Origin of the sequence: Nostoc sp., assembly GCF_036917515.1 — a bacterium.
Lineage (GTDB): Bacteria > Cyanobacteriota > Cyanobacteriia > Cyanobacteriales > Nostocaceae > Nostoc.
In genome coordinates, this window is the sequence record NZ_JBALDE010000133.1 from 1 (window position 1) to 18,481 (window position 18,481).

The 18,481-nt window shown below is 40.0% G+C and carries 15 protein-coding genes and 1 pseudogene; 7 read left to right on the forward strand and 9 right to left on the reverse strand.

Annotation, left to right across the window (positions count from 1 at the left end; all coding sequences use genetic code 11):
* Nucleotides 1-52: 52 nt before the first annotated feature.
* Both V7K89_RS17380 and V7K89_RS17385 read right to left on the reverse strand, forming a co-directional pair.
* On the reverse strand, nt 53-4,726 hold the full coding sequence (locus V7K89_RS17380) for an nSTAND1 domain-containing NTPase (protein WP_335189230.1): 4,674 nt from the start codon (nt 4,724-4,726) through the stop codon (nt 53-55).
* A gap of 83 nt (nt 4,727-4,809) precedes the next feature.
* Nucleotides 4,810-4,983, reverse strand: coding sequence for a hypothetical protein (locus tag V7K89_RS17385; RefSeq protein ID WP_335189232.1), 174 nt, complete (start codon nt 4,981-4,983; stop codon nt 4,810-4,812).
* Here V7K89_RS17385 and V7K89_RS17390 point away from each other — a divergent pair.
* Nucleotides 4,982-5,161 carry a hypothetical protein gene (locus tag V7K89_RS17390; protein WP_335189234.1) on the forward strand — a complete coding sequence of 60 codons (180 nt, stop codon included), beginning with the start codon at nt 4,982-4,984 and terminating at the stop codon, nt 5,159-5,161. The genes V7K89_RS17385 and V7K89_RS17390 overlap by 2 nt on opposite strands.
* A gap of 146 nt (nt 5,162-5,307) precedes the next feature.
* Here V7K89_RS17390 and V7K89_RS17395 read toward each other — a convergent pair whose 3' ends face one another.
* From V7K89_RS17395 to V7K89_RS17405, 3 genes are all read right to left on the reverse strand, one after another.
* Nucleotides 5,308-6,606 carry a P-loop NTPase fold protein gene (locus V7K89_RS17395; RefSeq protein ID WP_335189236.1) on the reverse strand — a complete coding sequence of 433 codons (1,299 nt, stop codon included), beginning with the start codon at nt 6,604-6,606 and terminating at the stop codon, nt 5,308-5,310.
* A gap of 174 nt (nt 6,607-6,780) precedes the next feature.
* Nucleotides 6,781-8,256 (reverse strand): pentapeptide repeat-containing protein, encoded by a 1,476-nt coding sequence (locus V7K89_RS17400; RefSeq protein ID WP_335189238.1) that lies wholly within the window; start codon nt 8,254-8,256, stop codon nt 6,781-6,783.
* A 330-nt stretch (nt 8,257-8,586) separates the two neighbouring features.
* Nucleotides 8,587-9,276, reverse strand: coding sequence for a pentapeptide repeat-containing protein (locus tag V7K89_RS17405; RefSeq protein WP_335189241.1), 690 nt, complete (start codon nt 9,274-9,276; stop codon nt 8,587-8,589).
* A gap of 290 nt (nt 9,277-9,566) precedes the next feature.
* Between V7K89_RS17405 and V7K89_RS17410 the strand changes: the two are divergent.
* Nucleotides 9,567-10,781 (forward strand): annotated as a pseudogene (locus V7K89_RS17410) (FAD-dependent oxidoreductase).
* 86 nt (nt 10,782-10,867) lie between these two features.
* On the opposite strand, the gene V7K89_RS17415 reads toward V7K89_RS17410, so the two are convergent.
* Nucleotides 10,868-12,688, reverse strand: a complete 1,821-nt coding sequence (locus V7K89_RS17415; protein WP_335189243.1) for a tetratricopeptide repeat protein — start codon at nt 12,686-12,688, stop codon at nt 10,868-10,870.
* Nucleotides 12,689-13,046: 358 nt separating this feature from the next.
* On the opposite strand from V7K89_RS17415, the gene V7K89_RS17420 reads away from it, so the two are divergent.
* Both V7K89_RS17420 and V7K89_RS17425 read left to right on the forward strand, forming a co-directional pair.
* Nucleotides 13,047-13,346 (forward strand): hypothetical protein, encoded by a 300-nt coding sequence (locus tag V7K89_RS17420; RefSeq protein ID WP_335189245.1) that lies wholly within the window; start codon nt 13,047-13,049, stop codon nt 13,344-13,346.
* A gap of 78 nt (nt 13,347-13,424) precedes the next feature.
* A complete protein-coding gene (locus tag V7K89_RS17425; RefSeq protein ID WP_335189247.1) occupies nt 13,425-13,841 on the forward strand; it encodes a (2Fe-2S) ferredoxin domain-containing protein in 417 nt (138 codons plus the stop codon).
* A 48-nt stretch (nt 13,842-13,889) separates the two neighbouring features.
* Here V7K89_RS17425 and V7K89_RS17430 read toward each other — a convergent pair whose 3' ends face one another.
* The 3 genes from V7K89_RS17430 to V7K89_RS17440 all read right to left on the reverse strand — a co-directional run bounded on the left by V7K89_RS17430 (nt 13,890) and on the right by V7K89_RS17440 (nt 15,319).
* Nucleotides 13,890-14,063: a hypothetical protein gene (locus V7K89_RS17430; protein WP_335189249.1), complete on the reverse strand. Its 174-nt coding sequence runs from the start codon at nt 14,061-14,063 to the stop codon at nt 13,890-13,892.
* Nucleotides 14,060-14,593 (reverse strand): serine/threonine protein kinase, encoded by a 534-nt coding sequence (locus V7K89_RS17435; protein ID WP_335189251.1) that lies wholly within the window; start codon nt 14,591-14,593, stop codon nt 14,060-14,062. The genes V7K89_RS17430 and V7K89_RS17435 overlap by 4 nt, the downstream gene beginning before the upstream one ends.
* A gap of 189 nt (nt 14,594-14,782) precedes the next feature.
* On the reverse strand, nt 14,783-15,319 hold the full coding sequence (locus V7K89_RS17440) for a nucleotidyltransferase family protein (RefSeq protein ID WP_335189253.1): 537 nt from the start codon (nt 15,317-15,319) through the stop codon (nt 14,783-14,785).
* Between the two features lie 194 nt (nt 15,320-15,513).
* Between V7K89_RS17440 and V7K89_RS17445 the strand changes: the two genes are divergently transcribed.
* From V7K89_RS17445 to cobO, 3 genes are all read left to right on the forward strand, one after another.
* Entirely contained in the window at nt 15,514-16,782 is a 1,269-nt protein-coding gene (locus tag V7K89_RS17445) for a plasmid pRiA4b ORF-3 family protein (RefSeq protein WP_335189255.1), read from the forward strand.
* 138 nt (nt 16,783-16,920) lie between these two features.
* Complete coding sequence (locus V7K89_RS17450) at nt 16,921-17,373, forward strand: GFA family protein (protein WP_335189258.1); 453 nt, start codon at nt 16,921-16,923, stop codon at nt 17,371-17,373.
* Between the two features lie 335 nt (nt 17,374-17,708).
* On the forward strand, nt 17,709-18,386 hold the full coding sequence (gene cobO / locus V7K89_RS17455) for a cob(I)yrinic acid a,c-diamide adenosyltransferase (RefSeq protein WP_334770780.1): 678 nt from the start codon (nt 17,709-17,711) through the stop codon (nt 18,384-18,386).
* The last annotated feature ends 95 nt before the right edge of the window (nt 18,387-18,481 follow it).

Genomic DNA, 18,481 nt, shown 5'->3' on the forward strand with positions numbered 1-18,481 from the left:
AATTTCTAGCTGATATATCCCTGACATTGTTCATCCTTCATCTGGTTTATTCTTATTCTCTCATCTGTAGTCCAATTTTAGAGAATTGGTATAAGACACTGCTTTGATGCCCTTGGAATTCTTGCAGCAGTTGCCCGTTGAGCGTCCACAACCGCGCTGTGTTGTCAGATGATGCCGTGGCAATGGTTTTGCCGTCCGGGCTGAAACTCACACTTAAGACAACGCCTTGATACCCTTGGAATTCTTGCAGCAGTTGCCCGTTGAGCGTCCACAATCGTGCTGTGTTGTCAGATGATGCCGTGGCGATGGTTTTGCCGTCCGGGCTGAAACTCACACCCCAGACACTGCCTTGATGCCCTTTGAATTCTTGCAGCAGTTGCCCGTTGAGCGTCCACAACCGCGCTGTGTTGTCATCTGATGCCGTGGTGATGCTTTTGCCGTCCGGGCTGAAACTTACACTTAAGACACTGCCTTGATGCCCTTGGAATTCTTGCAGCAGTTGCCCATTGAGCGTCCACAATCGTGCTGTGTTGTCAGATGATGCCGTGATGATGCTTTTGCCGTCCGGGCTGAAACTCACACTTAAGACACTGCCTTGATGCCCTTTAAATTCTTGCAGCAGTTGCCCGTTGAGCGTCCACAACCGCGCTGTGTTGTCATCTGATGCCGTAGCGATGGTTTTGCCGTCCGGGCTGAAACTCATACCCCAGACACTGCCTTGATGCCCTTTAAATTCTTGCAGCAGTTGCCCATTGAGCGTCCACAATCGTGCTGTGTTGTCAGATGATGCTGTGGCAATGGTTTTGCCGTCCGGGCTGAAACTCACACTTAAGACATAGCCTTGATGCCCTTTAAATTCTTGCAGCAGTTGTCCGTTGAGCGTCCACAACCGCGCTGTCTTGTCATCTGATGCCGTGGCAATGGTTTTGCCGTCCGGGCTGAAACTCACACTTAAGACAATGCCTTGATGCCCTTTGAATTCTTGCAGCAGTTGCCCGTTGAGCGTCCACAACCGCGCTGTCTTGTCAGATGATGCCGTGGCAATGGTTTTGCCGTCCGGGCTGAAACTCACACTTAAGACATTGCCTTGATGCCCTTTGAATTTTTGCAGCAGTTGCCCGTTGAGCGTCCACAACCGCGCTGTCTTGTCAGATGATGCCGTGACGATGGTTTTGCCGTCTGGGCTGAAACTCACACTTAAGGCACTGCCTTGATGCCCTTGAAACTGGTTACGTTCTTTAATTTTATGGAGAATACTATCCAAAGCAAAAATAGGGCTGATAGCTGGATATTTTTCTAAAAGCCGACCATCTTTTACCAAAGTTTTTAACTCTTTCCCACTCTGCACTGCTGCCACCAGCGATTCTAACTCGGTATACTCAAACTTTTTTAAGGCATTAACACCTGCCCGTTCTAATTCCGTTCCCTTTTGTGCTTCTTTACGTGCTCCTTCTGCTCCTTCTGTTGCTTTCTGTAATTGTGCAAATTTTGCTTGCGCTTGGTTGAGGGTGGTTTGGGCCTGTTGAGCTTGAGATTCTGCTTGCTGTTGTTTTGTCACTGCTTGCTGTAATTTTTCCTCAGCAGTTTTTCTTTTTTCGCTTGCCGTTTTAATTATTTCCTGAGCTTGGACATTTTTATCTTGTAATTCTGAGGCTTTCTGGTTTACTTTTTCCAAGTCTGCTTTAGCGGTAGCAAGGTTTTGGTTTGCCTGTTGAGCTTTCTGTTTTGCTAACTTTGATTCTCTTTCCGCGGCTTGCTGATTTTTCTGCGCTTCTTGAAGTTTTTGCTCTGCAACTTTCTTCTTAGTTTCTAATTCATCCGCTTTATTTTGTATTAGCTTTTGTGTAGCTTGCAAGCGTTGAGTTACTTGATTGTACTTGGCTTGAGCAGTTGTAAAGTTTTTTTCTGCCAGTTGCTTTTTATTATCAGCATCTTTAGCCACTTGAATTTGACTCAATGCATATCTTGATGATATACCTGCCAATAATAACAGACATACCGCTAAACCAGAACTCACTATCAACCCCATCCGCCCTTGGCGAATTTGTCGCTTGGCTTCTTGTTGAGCATCAACTAATATCTGTCTTGCATCTTGTTCCCGCTTCAGCTTCTCTTCTGCTTGCAAGCGTTGTTCTCGCTCTCTAGCTAGTTCTGATAAAATCAGCTTCTCTTCTGCTTGCAAGCGTTGTTCTCGCTCTCTAGCTAGTTCTGCTAATATTTCATTAACCTGGGGCTGGCGAATGAACGATACAAGATAATCATGCACTAGTTGATAACGGTCAGCAGGCGATTCTGGTAACAGCAAGACTAACCTTGAGTCCACAAAAATTTCTAACACCAAATCTAGTTTCTCAACTTCTGCTGCTAAATCTACTGCTAACTCAGCACGAGTCTTCAGGGGACGAGTACCATTTTCATCTGTGAGTAAATATAAAACCAGTCGTGCAACCTGTTCATTCTCCGCCCCACAATCATCGATGACTTCTTCTAAAAATCGCTCGACCAGTTTTTCTTTAGTACCAAACTGACGATATTTTTCTAAAGTTGTAATTTTCTCAGTTTGCAATTGTGTCCCCACAATTTGCAACTCAATTGGGCGTACCTTCCCCAAGTCGCCTGCTAAATCCCGCACTAATTCATCAATCAGTGCAGGTTCTAAGTAAAAGTGAGAGCGTTCTGTTAAACTCTGCACAACTGCTTTAGCATCGGCTGGCGAAAAGTTACCCAAATAATAGCGAATATTTTTATCAAGAATATTATTATTAATTGCACTCAAATTAAATAGACGTTCTAATTCTAATAAATTAGGTAAATAATCTTCCCGCAAAGACAGAATTACCTTTACAAAAGGAATATCTAGACAAACACGCAAAAAATCATAAAATGCTCGTCGTTGGCTTTGGTCTGGATAAACAAAGAAAAACTCCTCAAACTGGTCAAACATTAAAACTGTCAACAAGTTCCGGTCAGCATTTCTTCGTAATTGTTCTAAAATAGCTGTTGAAGAATCAAGATTAGCAAATAATTGATTACCTCTGACTTCCTCAAAAGCCTTAGCCAAACTCTGCCCCAACATCTTTACCCAATCTGTATAAACTCGCAACAAAAGGGGTAAAGCATCTCGCTCACCAATTGCTTGCTGTTGCAGTGCTGGTATTAATCCACCCTGCAAAATTGAACTTTTCCCCACTCCTGACTGACCATGAATTACAGTCAATTTATGCTCAGTCCCACCAATTCTTTCTCGCAATCGCTTCACATCTTGTTCGCGATCAGAAGCGGCAATTTCTTGAGCAATGGTTTGTGGATTTTCTACTTGCAACTGTGTATAATTAATTGCCTGTCGCTGAGAATTTAGATATGATGCACCAACAAAAGCGCGGAAACCATACTGCTGTTCAATTTGTAATTGCTCTTGCTTAATCTTAAAAGCATCTAGATATTCACCTTGTTCAAAGTAGAGTAAGCGCAACCTTTCTAATATAGATATATATAATTGTGGATTGTACTGATGATTACTTTCCAACTTTGCAGTTTTTAAATTACTAATTGCTGCTTGAACTTCACCTAAACCCTGTTGCGATTTAGCTAAAATAAATCGATATAATCCAAATTCATCTGATTTAATATTAGGTATATCAGTTAATATTTGTAATGCTTGCTCTGCGAGTTGATAAGCTTCATCCCAGCGTGACTGCTCTAAGGCTACTTCTGCCAAAAAACCATAATTTTGAGCCAACTGCAACGATGTGCCATAATTTTGATGTAGTGGCAGAGATTTTTCCACAAGGCTTTGCAACTCTGACCATGCTTGTAAACGTCGTAGCACTTCACCCAGTTTAGTAATATATTTTGCGACTAAATCGGAACGTTGTGCTTGTTCAAAAATTTCAATAGCTTGCTGAAAGTAATTTCTCGACTCTTGCCAATAGCGTTGATTTTCTGTTGGGATTTTTTCAGATTGGCGGTTATAAGCTGAAGCAATATTAACGAGTAATATACCTTGTTGCTCTAAATAATTACTTTGTCGCCAGAACCCCAAGCTTTGTTGATAATGTGATAGAGCAGAATCTATCTGGTCATGCAAATAATCATTTAAACCAAGCAAAAACTCTAAACTTGCTTGAAGTGCTGCTTCTAATACTTCTCCGCGATTTTGCAAATCTTCACGGGCAGTTTCTAGTTCTCGGCACATTTGGAAATTAGGCGTGATATTACCAGCAAAGATTTCATCACTTTTTTGCTGAAGGAAGTTGACTAACTCATCAGTAGGGTTTTCAAACTCAATAATAGTTGCCCAATTCTCTAAATCAGTTGCTAATCGAATAAATTTTTGCAGAACGGAATCATTAACCCACAACAATATCGGAAACGGGAAGTTTTTTCTAAACTCCTCCCGTACTTGGTTCGCTGAAGTCAAAACTATATCAATATTTTTAACCGACTCCAAACCAAAAATCATCAATGCAGGTGGCTGTTCATCTCCCAGTTGTTCGCGTATATTTGTGTAAAGCGTTTTGACTGATGCAGGTAAAGTAATTTCGCGAATGTGTACAGGAGATAATTGGCGCAGGCGTTCTACCATACGCTGACGTAAATCAGCATAGTTACAGCGCAGTAAAATCAGCGAAAATGTTTCCTGAGAAAGGGTAATTGTTCGCACCAGAGTTTGCAATGAATGCTCATTGTCAAATGCTAAATTTTCTGGTTCTTGCTGATTACTCATAACATAAATAATTTACCTTATATTAGCTGTTTGTATAATTACATCATGTAAGTAGAGGGCAGTGAATAGAAGGATGATTTCTGCTAGTTGTAAGCTGTAGATGTGAAAATTACAACTGAGACTGCTCTCGTCACGGCTGACATCCTTCCTGTGATGACTGATACCGCTCCCGTGATAACTGATACCGCTCCCGTCACGACTGACACCGCTCCCGTGATGGCTGACATCCTTCCCGTCATGACTGACATCGTTCCCATGATGGCTGACACCGCTCCCGTCACGACTGACACCGCTCCCATGATGACTGACACCGCTTCCGTCACGACTGACACCGCTCCCGTAATGGCTGACATTGCTCCCATGAACACTGACACCGCTCCCGTCATGACTGAGATGATTAACGTTATACCATTTCACAAAATACCTGATAAGTAAGTCGGCGCTAATATTTCAAGCTATGTTAAAAAATTTAAATGTAGGGTGTGTCGTCGCCAAGCGCCGCACCGTCAAAAATTCAAGGTGCGTTAGTCTACGGCATAACACCCCTATGGAGAATCTTATTTTTCTTCATATACGCCGATTCATAACTTAAATTCCTTGGCTTCTGCCAAAATCGGGTTGATATCAAACCACGAACCATCCTCATTCCGGTATTCAAATACAAACATACTGCGGAGCAAAAGTTCGTATCTTTCATGACCTCTTAAGCTTTTCTCTTGCGCCACTTCACGCAATACTTCCCATTCATCAGCTGTAATTGCTAAAGTTAGCTCATTGCGGCGTTGTTTAATCACCCTATCCACACACTCCCGCGACAAAGGCGGGTCTTCTTGCTGAAGACAGCGAAACAACAGCATCAACAAGTTACGCAAATGACCACCGCTAACTTGGCAAAGTCGCTCTAAAGTATCAGGACTATCAAAAACCTGAGTAATTAAATTCCGACTTTGTTCCCAACTCACACCAGGAAAAGCTCTGGTCATAACCATCTGTTGCAGCAGTACAATACCTTTTGAAAATTGCGAACCATCTTGTAATTCCACAGGAACCATCGGCAAAACCTTGGGGTCTACACCAAAGCGATTCGTTAACCTTCCTAAAGCGTTGGAAAAAATCAACACTAAGGGAATGGTATAAACAACGTGACAATTTAGCTGGTTTAACTGTTCGCCCCGTTCCACAAAGAGATATTCTGGCTGATAATGACCGGAAGGTTTTTGAGAATTATCCACTCTGTCGAGATTATCTATAATTACCACCAGTCCTTTTTTACCCTGCTGCTTGAGTTTTTCTCTAGCAGGCTTGAGCAATTCTTTGTTAATTGATTCTAAAATGCCGTTGGTGCGCGGTTCTAAATATTGCCGTAACTGAGAGCGAAGTTTAGGACTATCTTTAGTTTTGGCGGTAATCTTGGCAATACCTATAGATAACTCTCCCCCAAGTTCTATCGGCGTTTGCAAAAATTCACCAAGTTCAGTAAACAGAGTTTGAAAGTATCCTGGCTTAAGATTAATTTTGATTGCTTCCAGACTTTGACTAACTTCACGAGCTACTGCCAGTAAAATATCTGTAATATCAATATCAGCCATATCCAGGCTTTGGCTAGACTCGAAATAAACCACATGAAATCCCTGCTGCTCTAACTCTGCCTTTAACCGCAGTAATTCAGTGGATTTGCCACAACCGATATGTCCGGTAAATAATTGACAGGTAGGTTCTTCAGGTGAAAGGCGGGTGATAGTTCGCCCAAGTTCTTCAATAATCTTGGCACCACGCACTTTAGAAAAATCAATATAATATTGTCTATCCTCCGGTTTGCTCACAATCAGAGTTTTACTAGGGTTGCAAGCTTGAAAAAACCTGACTAAATCTAGTTTCATCACAAATTACCCGAAATCAGCCTAACGCTCTTGCCCATTTCAGTGATTATACAGAGGATAAAGCAACTATTTCGGAAAAAACTTCTTCAGATTGAGTGATTATTTTTGTCTGTTTAATTAAACTTAAGTGAAAACGGTAGAATACGCCCAAATAACGAATGATGCTGCGATCGCTTAACCCGATTGCCGCCAATGTGTCGGTGCTTCGATATAATCAGGTAGACGAGTGGTGCGATCGCCAAGTGCTTCTCTAATCTGCTGCAACTCTAAGTTTTTCGCTCCTGTCAAAATAGTCCCTTCCAATTTGACATCACTGAGATTAGCTTCTGAAAAGTTAGCTCCCATGAGGTTTGCCTGAGTCAGGTTAGCTTGATAAAAGGTTGCCCTATACAGATTTGCTCCAATCAGATTAGCCTGATATAGGTCAGCTTCCGTTAAGCTGGCTTCCGAAAGGTTGGCAAAATAAACTTCTGTTTGATGGAGTTTGGCTGCATTTAAATTAGCCCCAGAAAGGTTAGCTCCATTTAAGTTCGCGCCACAGAGGTTAGCACCAATCAAACCTGTTTGGTGCAGGTTGGCTTTCCCCAATTTTGCTCCTTGCAAGTTAGCTAAAAATAACTTTGCTCCAGAGAGGTTAGCAACTTTTAAGGTCGCTTGTTGGAAGTTAGCTTTATAAAGGTTCGCCCCCTGTAAATTAGCTGCACGCAGACTTGCACCAGAGAGGTTGGCTGAACGCAAATTTGCTCCAGAGAGGTCAGTACGATTCAGGTTAGCCCAACAAAGGTTAGCTCCATACAAACTAGCTTTTAGTAATTTGGTTTCATAAAGAATCGACTTAATAAGTTTAGCGCCAGTAAGGTCTGCTCCACTCAAATCAGCCCCACGTAAGTCAGCCCCACTCAAGTCAGCTCCACGCAGGTCAGCTTGTTGCAGGTTAGTTTTTAGCAGGTCTGCTTGTCTAATATCGGTGTGACGTAAATCAAGTTTCTGATCTTTTGGGTCTTCGAGTAAATTACGCCTGCCGATAACAGTCAGGGCTGCTTGAATATCAGTGCGTATTTTGGGAAATTCTTCATGGAGATTTTGCTCTACCTGCGGTGTCAGACGCGACCCACTTTTACTCTTACTTGAGTAAATTGCTCCTTGAAATTCTGGCTTTTGTTGCTCCCCTTTTTCATGCTGGATGGGTGTATTTTCTCGCACAAAGGCTGTGAGAATTTCCATAATTGTCCAATGTTCTTGAGGAAAATCCTGAGCAACTCTTTCTAAAGCATAAATTGCGCCTGTGCGAGTTTCCACCTTTTCATGCCCAAGCTGGGCAATTGCGCCCATAAAGCGCTCTGCAATCAATCTGTCTTGATTAAGTTTGGCATTTTGCAGGCCAATTTCTAAGTTTTTCTCAGATGCGATCGCACTCTTGTGCATCGCTTGGGCACGCCTTGCTGCATAATAAGTATTAAACATTGCTGCTGATGCAAGAAAAACTATTGCAGTAGTTGTTAAAGCTTGGTTTCTATACTGAATTTTTTCTTGAATTGACAATTCTTTAATACTGGACAAGACGAAGAAAATTACAGTCAGCGAGCAGCCAAATATAGCTGTTAAAGTTATCAACCACTTCAAAAGAGCGTCTGTCTTTTTAGAAGACATGATAAAAATTTTCCTTACAACCTAGAATTATTACTTAGATGTTGAGGAAAAATAGTATAGCACTTAGCAGAAAATTATAATAGGTGTCAAAACACTCATTGAACTAGGCAATCATATCGAATATAATTTTACGTCACAACACAAAGAAACACCTGCGGTACAAGAATTACAAATTACGCTCAAAAGAGGGAATGGAGAGTAGGGAAAAATTTTCATTGACTTGCATTCTCCTCCTTAATCCCGTCTCTTTAGTAAGGATAGGGGAGACAAAGGGTGGTTTTGCTGGGATGGAGTTTTTAGCGTTTAATAAGCAATCAAACGGATATAATATTACTCAGAGAATTTGGTTTGTCTGAGGTTTGCGCCATCGAGTATGGTGTCGTAGAGAATAGCTCCATGCAAGCTAGCTAAATATAAACTACCACGATGCAGGTTAGCTCCAGAAAGGTTAGCTTCAGAAAGGTTAGCTGCACTGAGGATTGCTCCTTCTAAGTTCGCTAGATATAAATTAGCTCCAGAAAGGTTAGCTGCACTAAGTATTGCCCCTGCTAGATTAGCTTTTCTAAGATTAGCCCCAGCTAAATTAGCTTGATAGAGATTTGTCTGTTGTAGATTTGCCCCTTTCAAGTTTGCTCCTCTCATATTCGTGAAGCTCAAATCAAGTTGCTCATTTACTGGGTCTTCGTTTGCATCTCTTTTGGTGATAACAGTCAGTGCGGCTTGAATATCTAAACGAATTTTTGTTGACAGATTGCTCGTTACTTCCTCATGATGCATATAAGGAGCATTTTTTCGTACAAAAGTAGTAAGAATTTCTACGACCGTCCAGTGGTACTGTGGATGATTATGGGCAATTTGCTCTAAATCATTAATTACAGCTAGATTAGTTTCTATGGTGTTATTTTTTAGCTGTTCACTTGCTATTCTTAAGCATCGTCTTAGCGACTGATGCTGATTTTGTTTAACTTGTTCCTGGAAAGCAGGTATCCACAGAAATGTTTTTGATGAAATATTTTTCATGGCATTCAAAGTATTAATAATTAATGGAAATAAATTGAAATACCTACTTTTTTGGAAATAATTTAATGGAATATACTGTTTTTTGATACATAGTGAGTACTGAAACATCCTAATGGAACCAACAAAATCGAAAATATAACTTTTGAGGAAGTAGATATAAGCATACATCCTCTTGCCATTCCCAATAATCAGTTATATTCACAAGTCTTTAGTCTCCAATGATAATTAGCCACTATCATGATAATTTTGATTGATTTATAATCAGTGATTAACTAAAGAAGAGTATTAAAATGCAGCCAAATATACAACCAATAGTTAAAAATATGGTGTTAATTGGTGGCGGTCACAGCCATGTTATTGTTATAAAAAGGTTCGGCATCAAACCGTTAACAGGAGTACGTTTGATACTAATTATCACAGCATCAGAGACAGCATACTCTGGGATGTTACCAGGACATATTGCCGGATTTTACAGCCACAATGAATGCCATATTGACTTACGACCTTGGCGAACTTTAACTCAAGCACAATTGTATATTGACACAGTAGTAGCCCTTGACTTAAAAAACAACAAAGTTCTTTGTGCTAACGGACTTGTGGTAGATTTTGATGTGCTGTCTATAGATATTGGCAGCACTCCAGCCATACTGTCTGTATCAGGTGCGGCAGAATATGCGATCGCAGTTAAACCAGTATCGCAGCTTTTGGAACATTAATATGAACTAATTGCATGTGTAGGTAAAAATCCTCAAGAACCAATTAGGATTGCGATCGTCGGTGGAGGCGCTGGCGGTGTAGAATTAGTGCTATCAATGCAATCTTGTTTATATCGGATTTTGGATGAAACTCAACAACCTATTCAAAACTTAAAAATTCATTTATTCCAGCGTGGACAAGAACTGATGCCCAATTATCATCAATCAGTGCGGCATCAACTTCAGCAAATTTTAACTGATCGAGGTATTAAGTTACATCTGGGAGAAACTATGTGTAAAATTGCACCTAAAACCCATAAGGAAACTAAAGAAGTATTTGAAATTAAATGTGAATCTGGTTTGATGGTAGAGTGCAATAAAATCTTTTGGATAACACAAGCATCAGCACCCGAATGGTTAAAAAACACTGGAATAAGAACTGATGAGCAAAGTTTTATTTTGGTAGAAGACACGTTGCAATCTCAAACGCACCCGCAGGTATTTGCATCTAGTGACATTGCCACAATCGTAAATTATCCACGTCCGAAAGCTGGGGTATTTGCTGTTAGGCAAGGCAAACCTTTATTTGATAATTTGCAACGAATTTTATTAGGTAAGTCACTTAAACCTTATAGACCACAGAAACAATATTTGAGTTTAATTGGTACAGGAGATAAACGAGCGATATCTACAATGGGCTATGCCTACGCAACACGAGGCCCTTTTACTTTACCATCCCACAAACTATTGTGGTATTACAAAGATTGGATTGACCGCCATTTTATGGAACGCTTTCGCTTTGAAGATTAGGGACTGGGCAAGATAAGACAGAATAATTGAAAAAGTTTCTTCCCAATGCCCAATGCCCAATGCCCCATGCCCAATGCCCAATCTCCTCATCTAATCTGTTCAATTAACTCAATAATTTGTTGATAATACTGAATATTCCCTTCTTGGTAATATAAGTCTGCGGATTTCTGAAAATCTCTAATTGCTGCTTGAGAGTCTCCCAGATTTCTGTAGACATCTGCCCGAAGGATGTAAGCTGAAGCCCAATTAGGCTGACGCTGTAAGGCTTGGTTTAAGTCTGCAAGCGCTTCTTGTAAGTCTCCCAACAGAGAACGGCTACGACCCCGATTGTACCAGTCTTCGGCAAAGCTGGGGTCAATCGCGATCGCTCGACTGTAATCTTCTATTGCCCCTTGATAATCTTCTAGGGCATAGCGAGCATTAGCGCGATCGCTGTAAAATGCAGCAGATTGGGGATTGATTTGCAAAGCTTGGGTATAATCTGCGATCGCACTTTCATAAGCTTCTAAAGCATAGTGGGTAGAACCTCGGTTGTAATATGCTTCAATTAAATCAGAATTAATTTTTAATGCTTGATTATAATCTGCGATCGCTCCTTGTTCATCTCCTAAAAGACGACGAGCATTTCCGCGATTGCAGTACGCTTGGGAAAAATCAGGAACAAGCTCTATGGCTTGAGTGTTATCATCAATTGCTCCTTGTAAATCTTGCAGAGCTTCACGGGCAATACTCCGACCATAATAAGCTGCGGCTAAATTATCATTAATCTGCAATGCTCGATCGTAATCTTTAATTGCTCCTTTATGATCTCCTAAAGAACGACGAGCCGCCGCGCGATCGCAATATCCTTCAGCTAAATTAGGATTGAGTTGTAAAAGGCGATTGCTATCTTCAATTGCACCTTGATAGTCTCCCAATCGCCGACGAGCATTAGCCCGAAAGCCGTATACTAAAGCTAAAGTCGGGTTTTCTTGTAACGCTTGGTCATAATCTGCGATCGCACCCTGATAATCTTCAAGAGTACTACGAACCAGACCCCGCTCACAATAAGCTTGCACATCATCAGGATTCAGCTTTAATGCTTGGTTAAAGTCTTCAATTGCTCCGTGATAGTTTTTCAGGTGAGCAAGCACCAGACCCCGATTATAGTACGCTCCAGCAAAGTTGGGATTGATTTTTAGGGCGTGGTTGTAATCTGCGATCGCCCTTTGATAATCTGCTAAAGCGTAGTGAGCATTACCTCGGTTATGATAAGCCTCCGCCAAGTTAGGATCTAATTGTAATGCCTGGTTGTGGTCAGCGATCGCTTCCTGATAATTACCTAAAATATGGTGAATATTGCCGCGATTGCTGTAAGCTGCGGCAAAATGGGGATACCATTGTAAAGCTTGCTGGAAATCTGCAATTGCTCCTTGATGATCGCCACGTTCAAAACGAGCTACGCCCCGATTATGATAAGCATTAGCAATATCAATATTGATGTTATCAGCTAATTGGGTACTCATTTCTATTGTTTGGATATAATCTGCGATCGCTTTGTCGTAGTCTTCCAAAGCAAAGTAGGCATTCCCCCGGCTGTGATAAGATTGCGCCAGATTGGGATCTAATTGTAATGCGACATTATGATCGGCGATTGCGCCTTGATAATCGACTAAAAAGTAACGAGCATTAGCCCGGTTGTAAAAAGCTATGGCAAAATTGGGATTGATTTCGATGGCGCGATTGAAGTTAGCGATCGCACTGCGATAATCTTGGAGTTGACCACTTAAAATCAGCCCGCGATTATGGTAAGCTTCGGCATAGTCAGGATTTAGGTTGATTGCTTGGGTGTAAGCTGCGATCGCGGCTTGATAGTCCCCTTGCAAATTATGGTTTAATCCTTGGTTGAAAAAATCTTCAGCATTCATATAATTTTTTTGGCTTTTGACATTTTCTAGCCTAAAGCATTAGGATTTTTAACGATATGTTTTAAAAATAATTCCAAATACTATTGTGCCTGTTGCAAGAATTTTTTTTTTAATTTTGCAAACGGGTTTAATTTATTTGAAAGCAGATTCATTTGGACAAGCTGTAAACGAGTTAAGCTTGAAACGAATCATTACTATCTGTCCTTTTTAACTTTCATATTTAATTATCTCCTGGAATGATTAATTGACGGTTAATTGTCAACTAGTTTTTTTCTTTCCTGGAAGCATGAACGCCTTAGCAGTCTGGCAAGTCAACAATGCTTGGTGAGATATCCGGATATAATCGTCCCATTTTATTGTGTGCATCCGTAATTTTAAAGCGCCAATTTACACTTGCTTTCCGAGAATTGCGATCGCTTTGTCAATTTCTCCCTCCCATGCCATCAACAGTATATGGGCGCGAGTCATACTCCTTGCTTTACTCTTGCCTGTTTTGATTAGCGATGCCTACAGCAGGCTACGCCTACGCTGTTTTTCTACTTCTTCTTTACTCAAATTAACTGTATACTTCTTTGCCATGATGTTACCCGCAGCCACACTTGCTATAGCTTATCAAAAATCTGTCTCACCAAGCATTGTTGACTTGCCAGACTACTAGAATTTGTTGGGCGTTCTAGTAGAACAAACTAAACAGGAAATTTACACTATCCTGTCAGATAAATAGGTGGGGTTGTCCATGAATAAATTGCTCCAGCGTATTAAAGCATTACTTCAACGTATCCTGAAGAAGTTTTCATCTAATTCTCTGCAACCATCGCCCCTAATAAATTCTCGATTAGAAACTTCTATTCCAACCGTTTCTCCCCGATGGGAGTCTGGTTTAGTGCTTGTATGTTCACAATGTGCAAACGAACGGTCAGGCTCAACCGCTTCCGAAGATTTAGAGAATTGGTTGAAATCTCGTTTAAAATTTGAGGGATTATGGGGTGAATTTCGGGTCGTTAGCACCAGTTGTTTAGGAGTTTGTCCACGAATGGGTATTACTGTTGTTATTGTCTGTAATGGAAATCACGGTAATAGTCCATGCTTAATTGTAAATCCTCAGAGCGATCGCGAACTTCTCTATTCATACATCAAACAGAATCAAGGCTGACTGCAAAGGTTTACTAAAGTTTAAAATTATTGAATTCAGAATTGTATTTTATCTTGCACTATGTTTTAACTTCCTTTGCGGGTTTATCGCTTGAACTGCAATATGACTATAAACTATTTCTAGAGGGTCTTGGCTAAAAAATGGTATTTTCTCAGTGAGCATTTCATATAAAGTCACACCAAGGGAATAAAAGTCGGTGCGATAATCAAGAATACGATTCATTCTCCCAGTTTGTTCAGGAGACATATAGGCAAGTGTGCCTTCAACTTAAATTGGGGATTTTCCTTATTGAGACGGGAGGCTATACCAAAGTCAGCGAGTTTAACAATACCTGTTTGGGTGTTAATTATAATGTTATTGGGTTTAATATCTTTATGAATAATCTGATTATTATGCAAATAATCTAAAGCTTTAGTCAATTGAATAGTAATTTTTAAATGATTAATTAAGTCAAGTTTTTTGGTTTGTAGCAGTTGAGTTAAAGACTGACCACCAAAGTATTTTAACAACAGTCCTACACGGTTTTCAAAAGTTTCTATACTGATAGCTTTAACTATATTAGGATGGTCTAAACCTTGCTGAATTTGATACTCATTTTTAAGACGAGTAAAGGTTTTAAGAGTCGGATATTCATTTTTAAGTAGCTTGAGGATAACTCGCTGTTGCGTCTTTGGCGTTTGTGCTTGATAAATAATTGTTTGGATTCCTTCGTGGAGAGTCGAGTTGATTTGGTATCCAGTACGATTTGGCATTGATTTTTGACTATAAAGTTATAAAATTACCATCATCCCTGTTCTATCGTGAAAGGGGTTCTAGTTTGATTATTCTCAGTACGTAGAAAAATATTAACATTGTGCTTCAGTATCTAAGGGTTGTAAATTAAAAAGTGATTATTTCCTTGTAACGGAAACTAATGGCTAAACTGGTTTTATTGTAACTTTCTACACTAAGCGTAGATAAGGACACTTCTGTAAAAATCCAGATGCCTTATTATGGGCATCTAAATTATGAGTATGCGTTGGCGTAGGTCGAATAATGCCACCAAATAGGTCGTCCAACCCGTAAGGTGTAAAAAATTGCCATTGTCCTTGGGTATTTAATCGAACTCCCACAGCCGTAGCGGTGTGCAGCCAATCTATGATGCCATCCTCTGTACTAGTATAAGGTCTGCTACCAAGACGCCAGCGAGCAAAACTGGCTTGATTTTTGACATCAAACTCGTCATCAGGAAATTGTTCTGTGAGAGTCGCCTTTGCTGCTAGTTCTTGGGAACGGTTCCCCTCTATATCAAAGAATGCAATATCAAAATCTTTAATCCATAACCCACAATCATTGCCAAAAATTGCAGACCAAACGGTGTTTCGGACTGCACCCCCTGCTAACCACCAGTTAGGTAGATTTAGTTGAGCGATCGCAGGTAATACTGTATTAATACGTGTATCAGCTAAAATCATCTGTAAGCGAGTATTACTATTCATATCAAATTTCTGGGATTGTCAAGTAAAAGGTGAAAATATTATCATTCATATTTCATTAAACTTACGGTGTTGATATTCCTGTTGTGACACTTTGTAGTTCAATGTTTATCAGGAGAAACTCAATAGTAATAGTATAAATAAAACAGGTTATACAGAAGGTAAAATTGTGAATTTAAAATTTAGAATTTTTATTTATGGAAGATTTATTTGCGCGACTAGAACGCACACTCAATCCTGAACTGCCTTCCCTAACAGAGTCACAACAACAACTCTTACAAGAACTCAGTATTGATGAAAATCAACCCGGTACGATTCTGCATGACTTTCAAATCCTGATAGATTTATTGCAACCAAATGGAGTAGAAGTTAGTAGTGTTAATAACCTTCTACCGCTAAAAGTATTATCAGAAGTTAATTCTCAGTTAAGTCACCCAATTGAAACTAAACTCAAACGCCCCGTACAGAAATCATACCCCTACATTAATGGACTATATCTGTTATTACGCAGTTCTGGGATAGCCCAAATTAGATCCCAAGGTAAGAAGCAGGTTTTAGTTTTAGACGCAGCAACTTTGCAATCATGGTCAAACCTGAACTCAACAGAACGTTATTTCAACTTATTAGAAGCCTGGTTGATTTGGGGAAATAACGAAATTTTGGGTGAACATCAAGATTCATTCGGAAATTTATTTAGATGCATTCAACTTTGGTCCCGCGTCCCAGATAAAGGTTTAAAGTTTCCTAAGTATGAAAATCAACACGATATTAGTTATTACCCCGGTCTGCATAATATTGCTCTGTTAGAGTTATTTGGGTTGTTATCTATCAAACATGGAAAACCACAAGAAGGCAAAGGGTGGCGCATTACTAGTTTACAACGCTTACCTTTTGGTAATGCTCTGTTGCAATTCCTCTTCCCATTAGGTATACGAGGAGAATTACAGGATGATGTAAATATAAACTTTGGAAAATTGCAGTCACATTTTCAACCATTTTTTCCCGAATGGAAGCATAATTTACTTGTTCCCAAGCAAGGCTTCATTGATGGTATTTATATTTTCAAAGTATCCCTTTTTAAGGCTTGGCGACGCATTGCCATACCAGCAAAAAAACCATTAAGCTGGTTAGCAGAGATAATTCTCGATGCTTTTGACTTTGATTACGATCACCTGTACGAGTTTAGTTATAAAGACCATTTTGGTCGTATAATCAAAATCGGTCATGCCTATATGGAAACACCCCCATTTGCCGACCAAGTGCAGATTGGTGATTTGTCTCTAGAACCAGGTGCTAAAATGACCTATCTTTATGATTTTGGTGACAACTGGAATTTTGATGTGCAGTTAGAAGCAATTAATCCACCTGATAACAAAATCAAGAAACCGAAGATTTTAGAAGTTTACGGAAATGCACCTCAACAGTATTGGAGTGAGGATGATGAATTGGATGAAGATGAAGGATGAAGAAGATTTAGAAAAGTGTAGATAATGAAAATTTCCTCATGTCCCCGTGTCTTTTGTTTGTGTTTACTAAAACCCGCTTTAAGATTGAAATAGTTTTAGTTACAAGAAAGTATTACAAATTATCAGGAGATAAAAGCTGTGATTCCATATACTGGAGGTTGTCAATGTGGACATATTCGTTATGAAATTCATGCTCAACCTTTAACTCTATACCTATGCCACTGCAAGGAGTGTCAGAAACAATCTTCTAGTGCCTTTGGTATGTCTCTTACAGTATTACGAGATGCTGTTGTAATTGTTCAAGGAAAACCGAAAACTTGGACTCGAAAAAATGATAGCGGACGTGAAGTAAATAACCTATTCTGTGGCGACTGTGGAACGCGATTGTTCCATGAAAGGACTTACAAGCCAGATACTATCAATGTCAAAGCTGGAACCTTAGATGATACCAGTTGGTTACGCCCAGTGGGTAATATTTGGACACGCAGTGCCCAGTCATGGGTGATAATTTCAGATCAATTGCTCAACTATGACGGGCAACCAGAGGATACACAAGCTTTATGGGAAAAATGGAAACAACAACATCCATAAATGCATAACTTCTGATATTTTAATCAATGCCCTTGGTTGTTAGTCTAACTCATGACTGTACCAAAAGAGATAATGATAATATTTTATCGGTAAAGTGCTTTAATGAACATATTAAATTATTTAAAAAGTAATAGTAAACTAAAATTATAAGTTCAGCTTGTGTATTATATATATTCCACTTGTCTGCAAATCATTAATAAAGCTAACACACTATTAATATTTCACATGAAAACTTACTGGATATTTTCAATCAAGTAATTATAAGTGAAATTAGATAAGTAAGGCGATTTTGGTTCATACTCAACACTTTTAACAGTTATTTCTAGACAAGCTTGATGAAAAACGATACACCACAAGAATTGAACCCAGACCAAGAAATTGGGCGTTTGATTGATGAGGTAATGTCTTCATCTTTGACTGATGAACAGTACCGCAAAAAGATGCAGCGACGCAAAGAAGTGCAAGACAAGCGTATAGCAGAAGCTGTACCAGAAAAAGGATTAATTATTGTAAATACTGGTAACGGTAAGGGTAAAACCACTGCGGCTTTGGGGATGGTGTTGCGATCGCTTGGTCATGGGTATAAAGTAGCGATCGTCCAATTCATCAAAGGTAGCTGGGAACCTTCTGAAAAAAGGGTTTTCAGCTATTGGGAAGACCAGATAGAATTTCATGCAATGGGCGAAGGCTTTACCTGGGAAACTCAAGACCGCGATCGCGATCTTGACAAAGCTAGCGCCGCCTGGGAAAAATCATTAGAATACATCCGCAATCCAGACTTTCAACTGGTGTTGTTAGACGAAATCAATATCGCCCTCAAAATGGCTTACTTACCAGTAGAAGACGTTTTAGCGGGTTTGGCGCAAAAACCCGCTAACAAGCACGTTATTCTCACAGGTAGGGGCGCACCACCTGCTTTAATTGAACGTGCTGATTTAGTAACCGAAATGACCCTAGTTAAGCACCCTTTCCGCGATCAAGGTGTGAAAGCACAACCGGGAATTGAGTATTGAATTAGAGGATGTTTTAAAAGTGAGGGGCTATTGTAAGAAAACTCACAAGGCTTAAGCTGAAAGATTGAAGATATCAGCACCTTGTGAGCAAATGA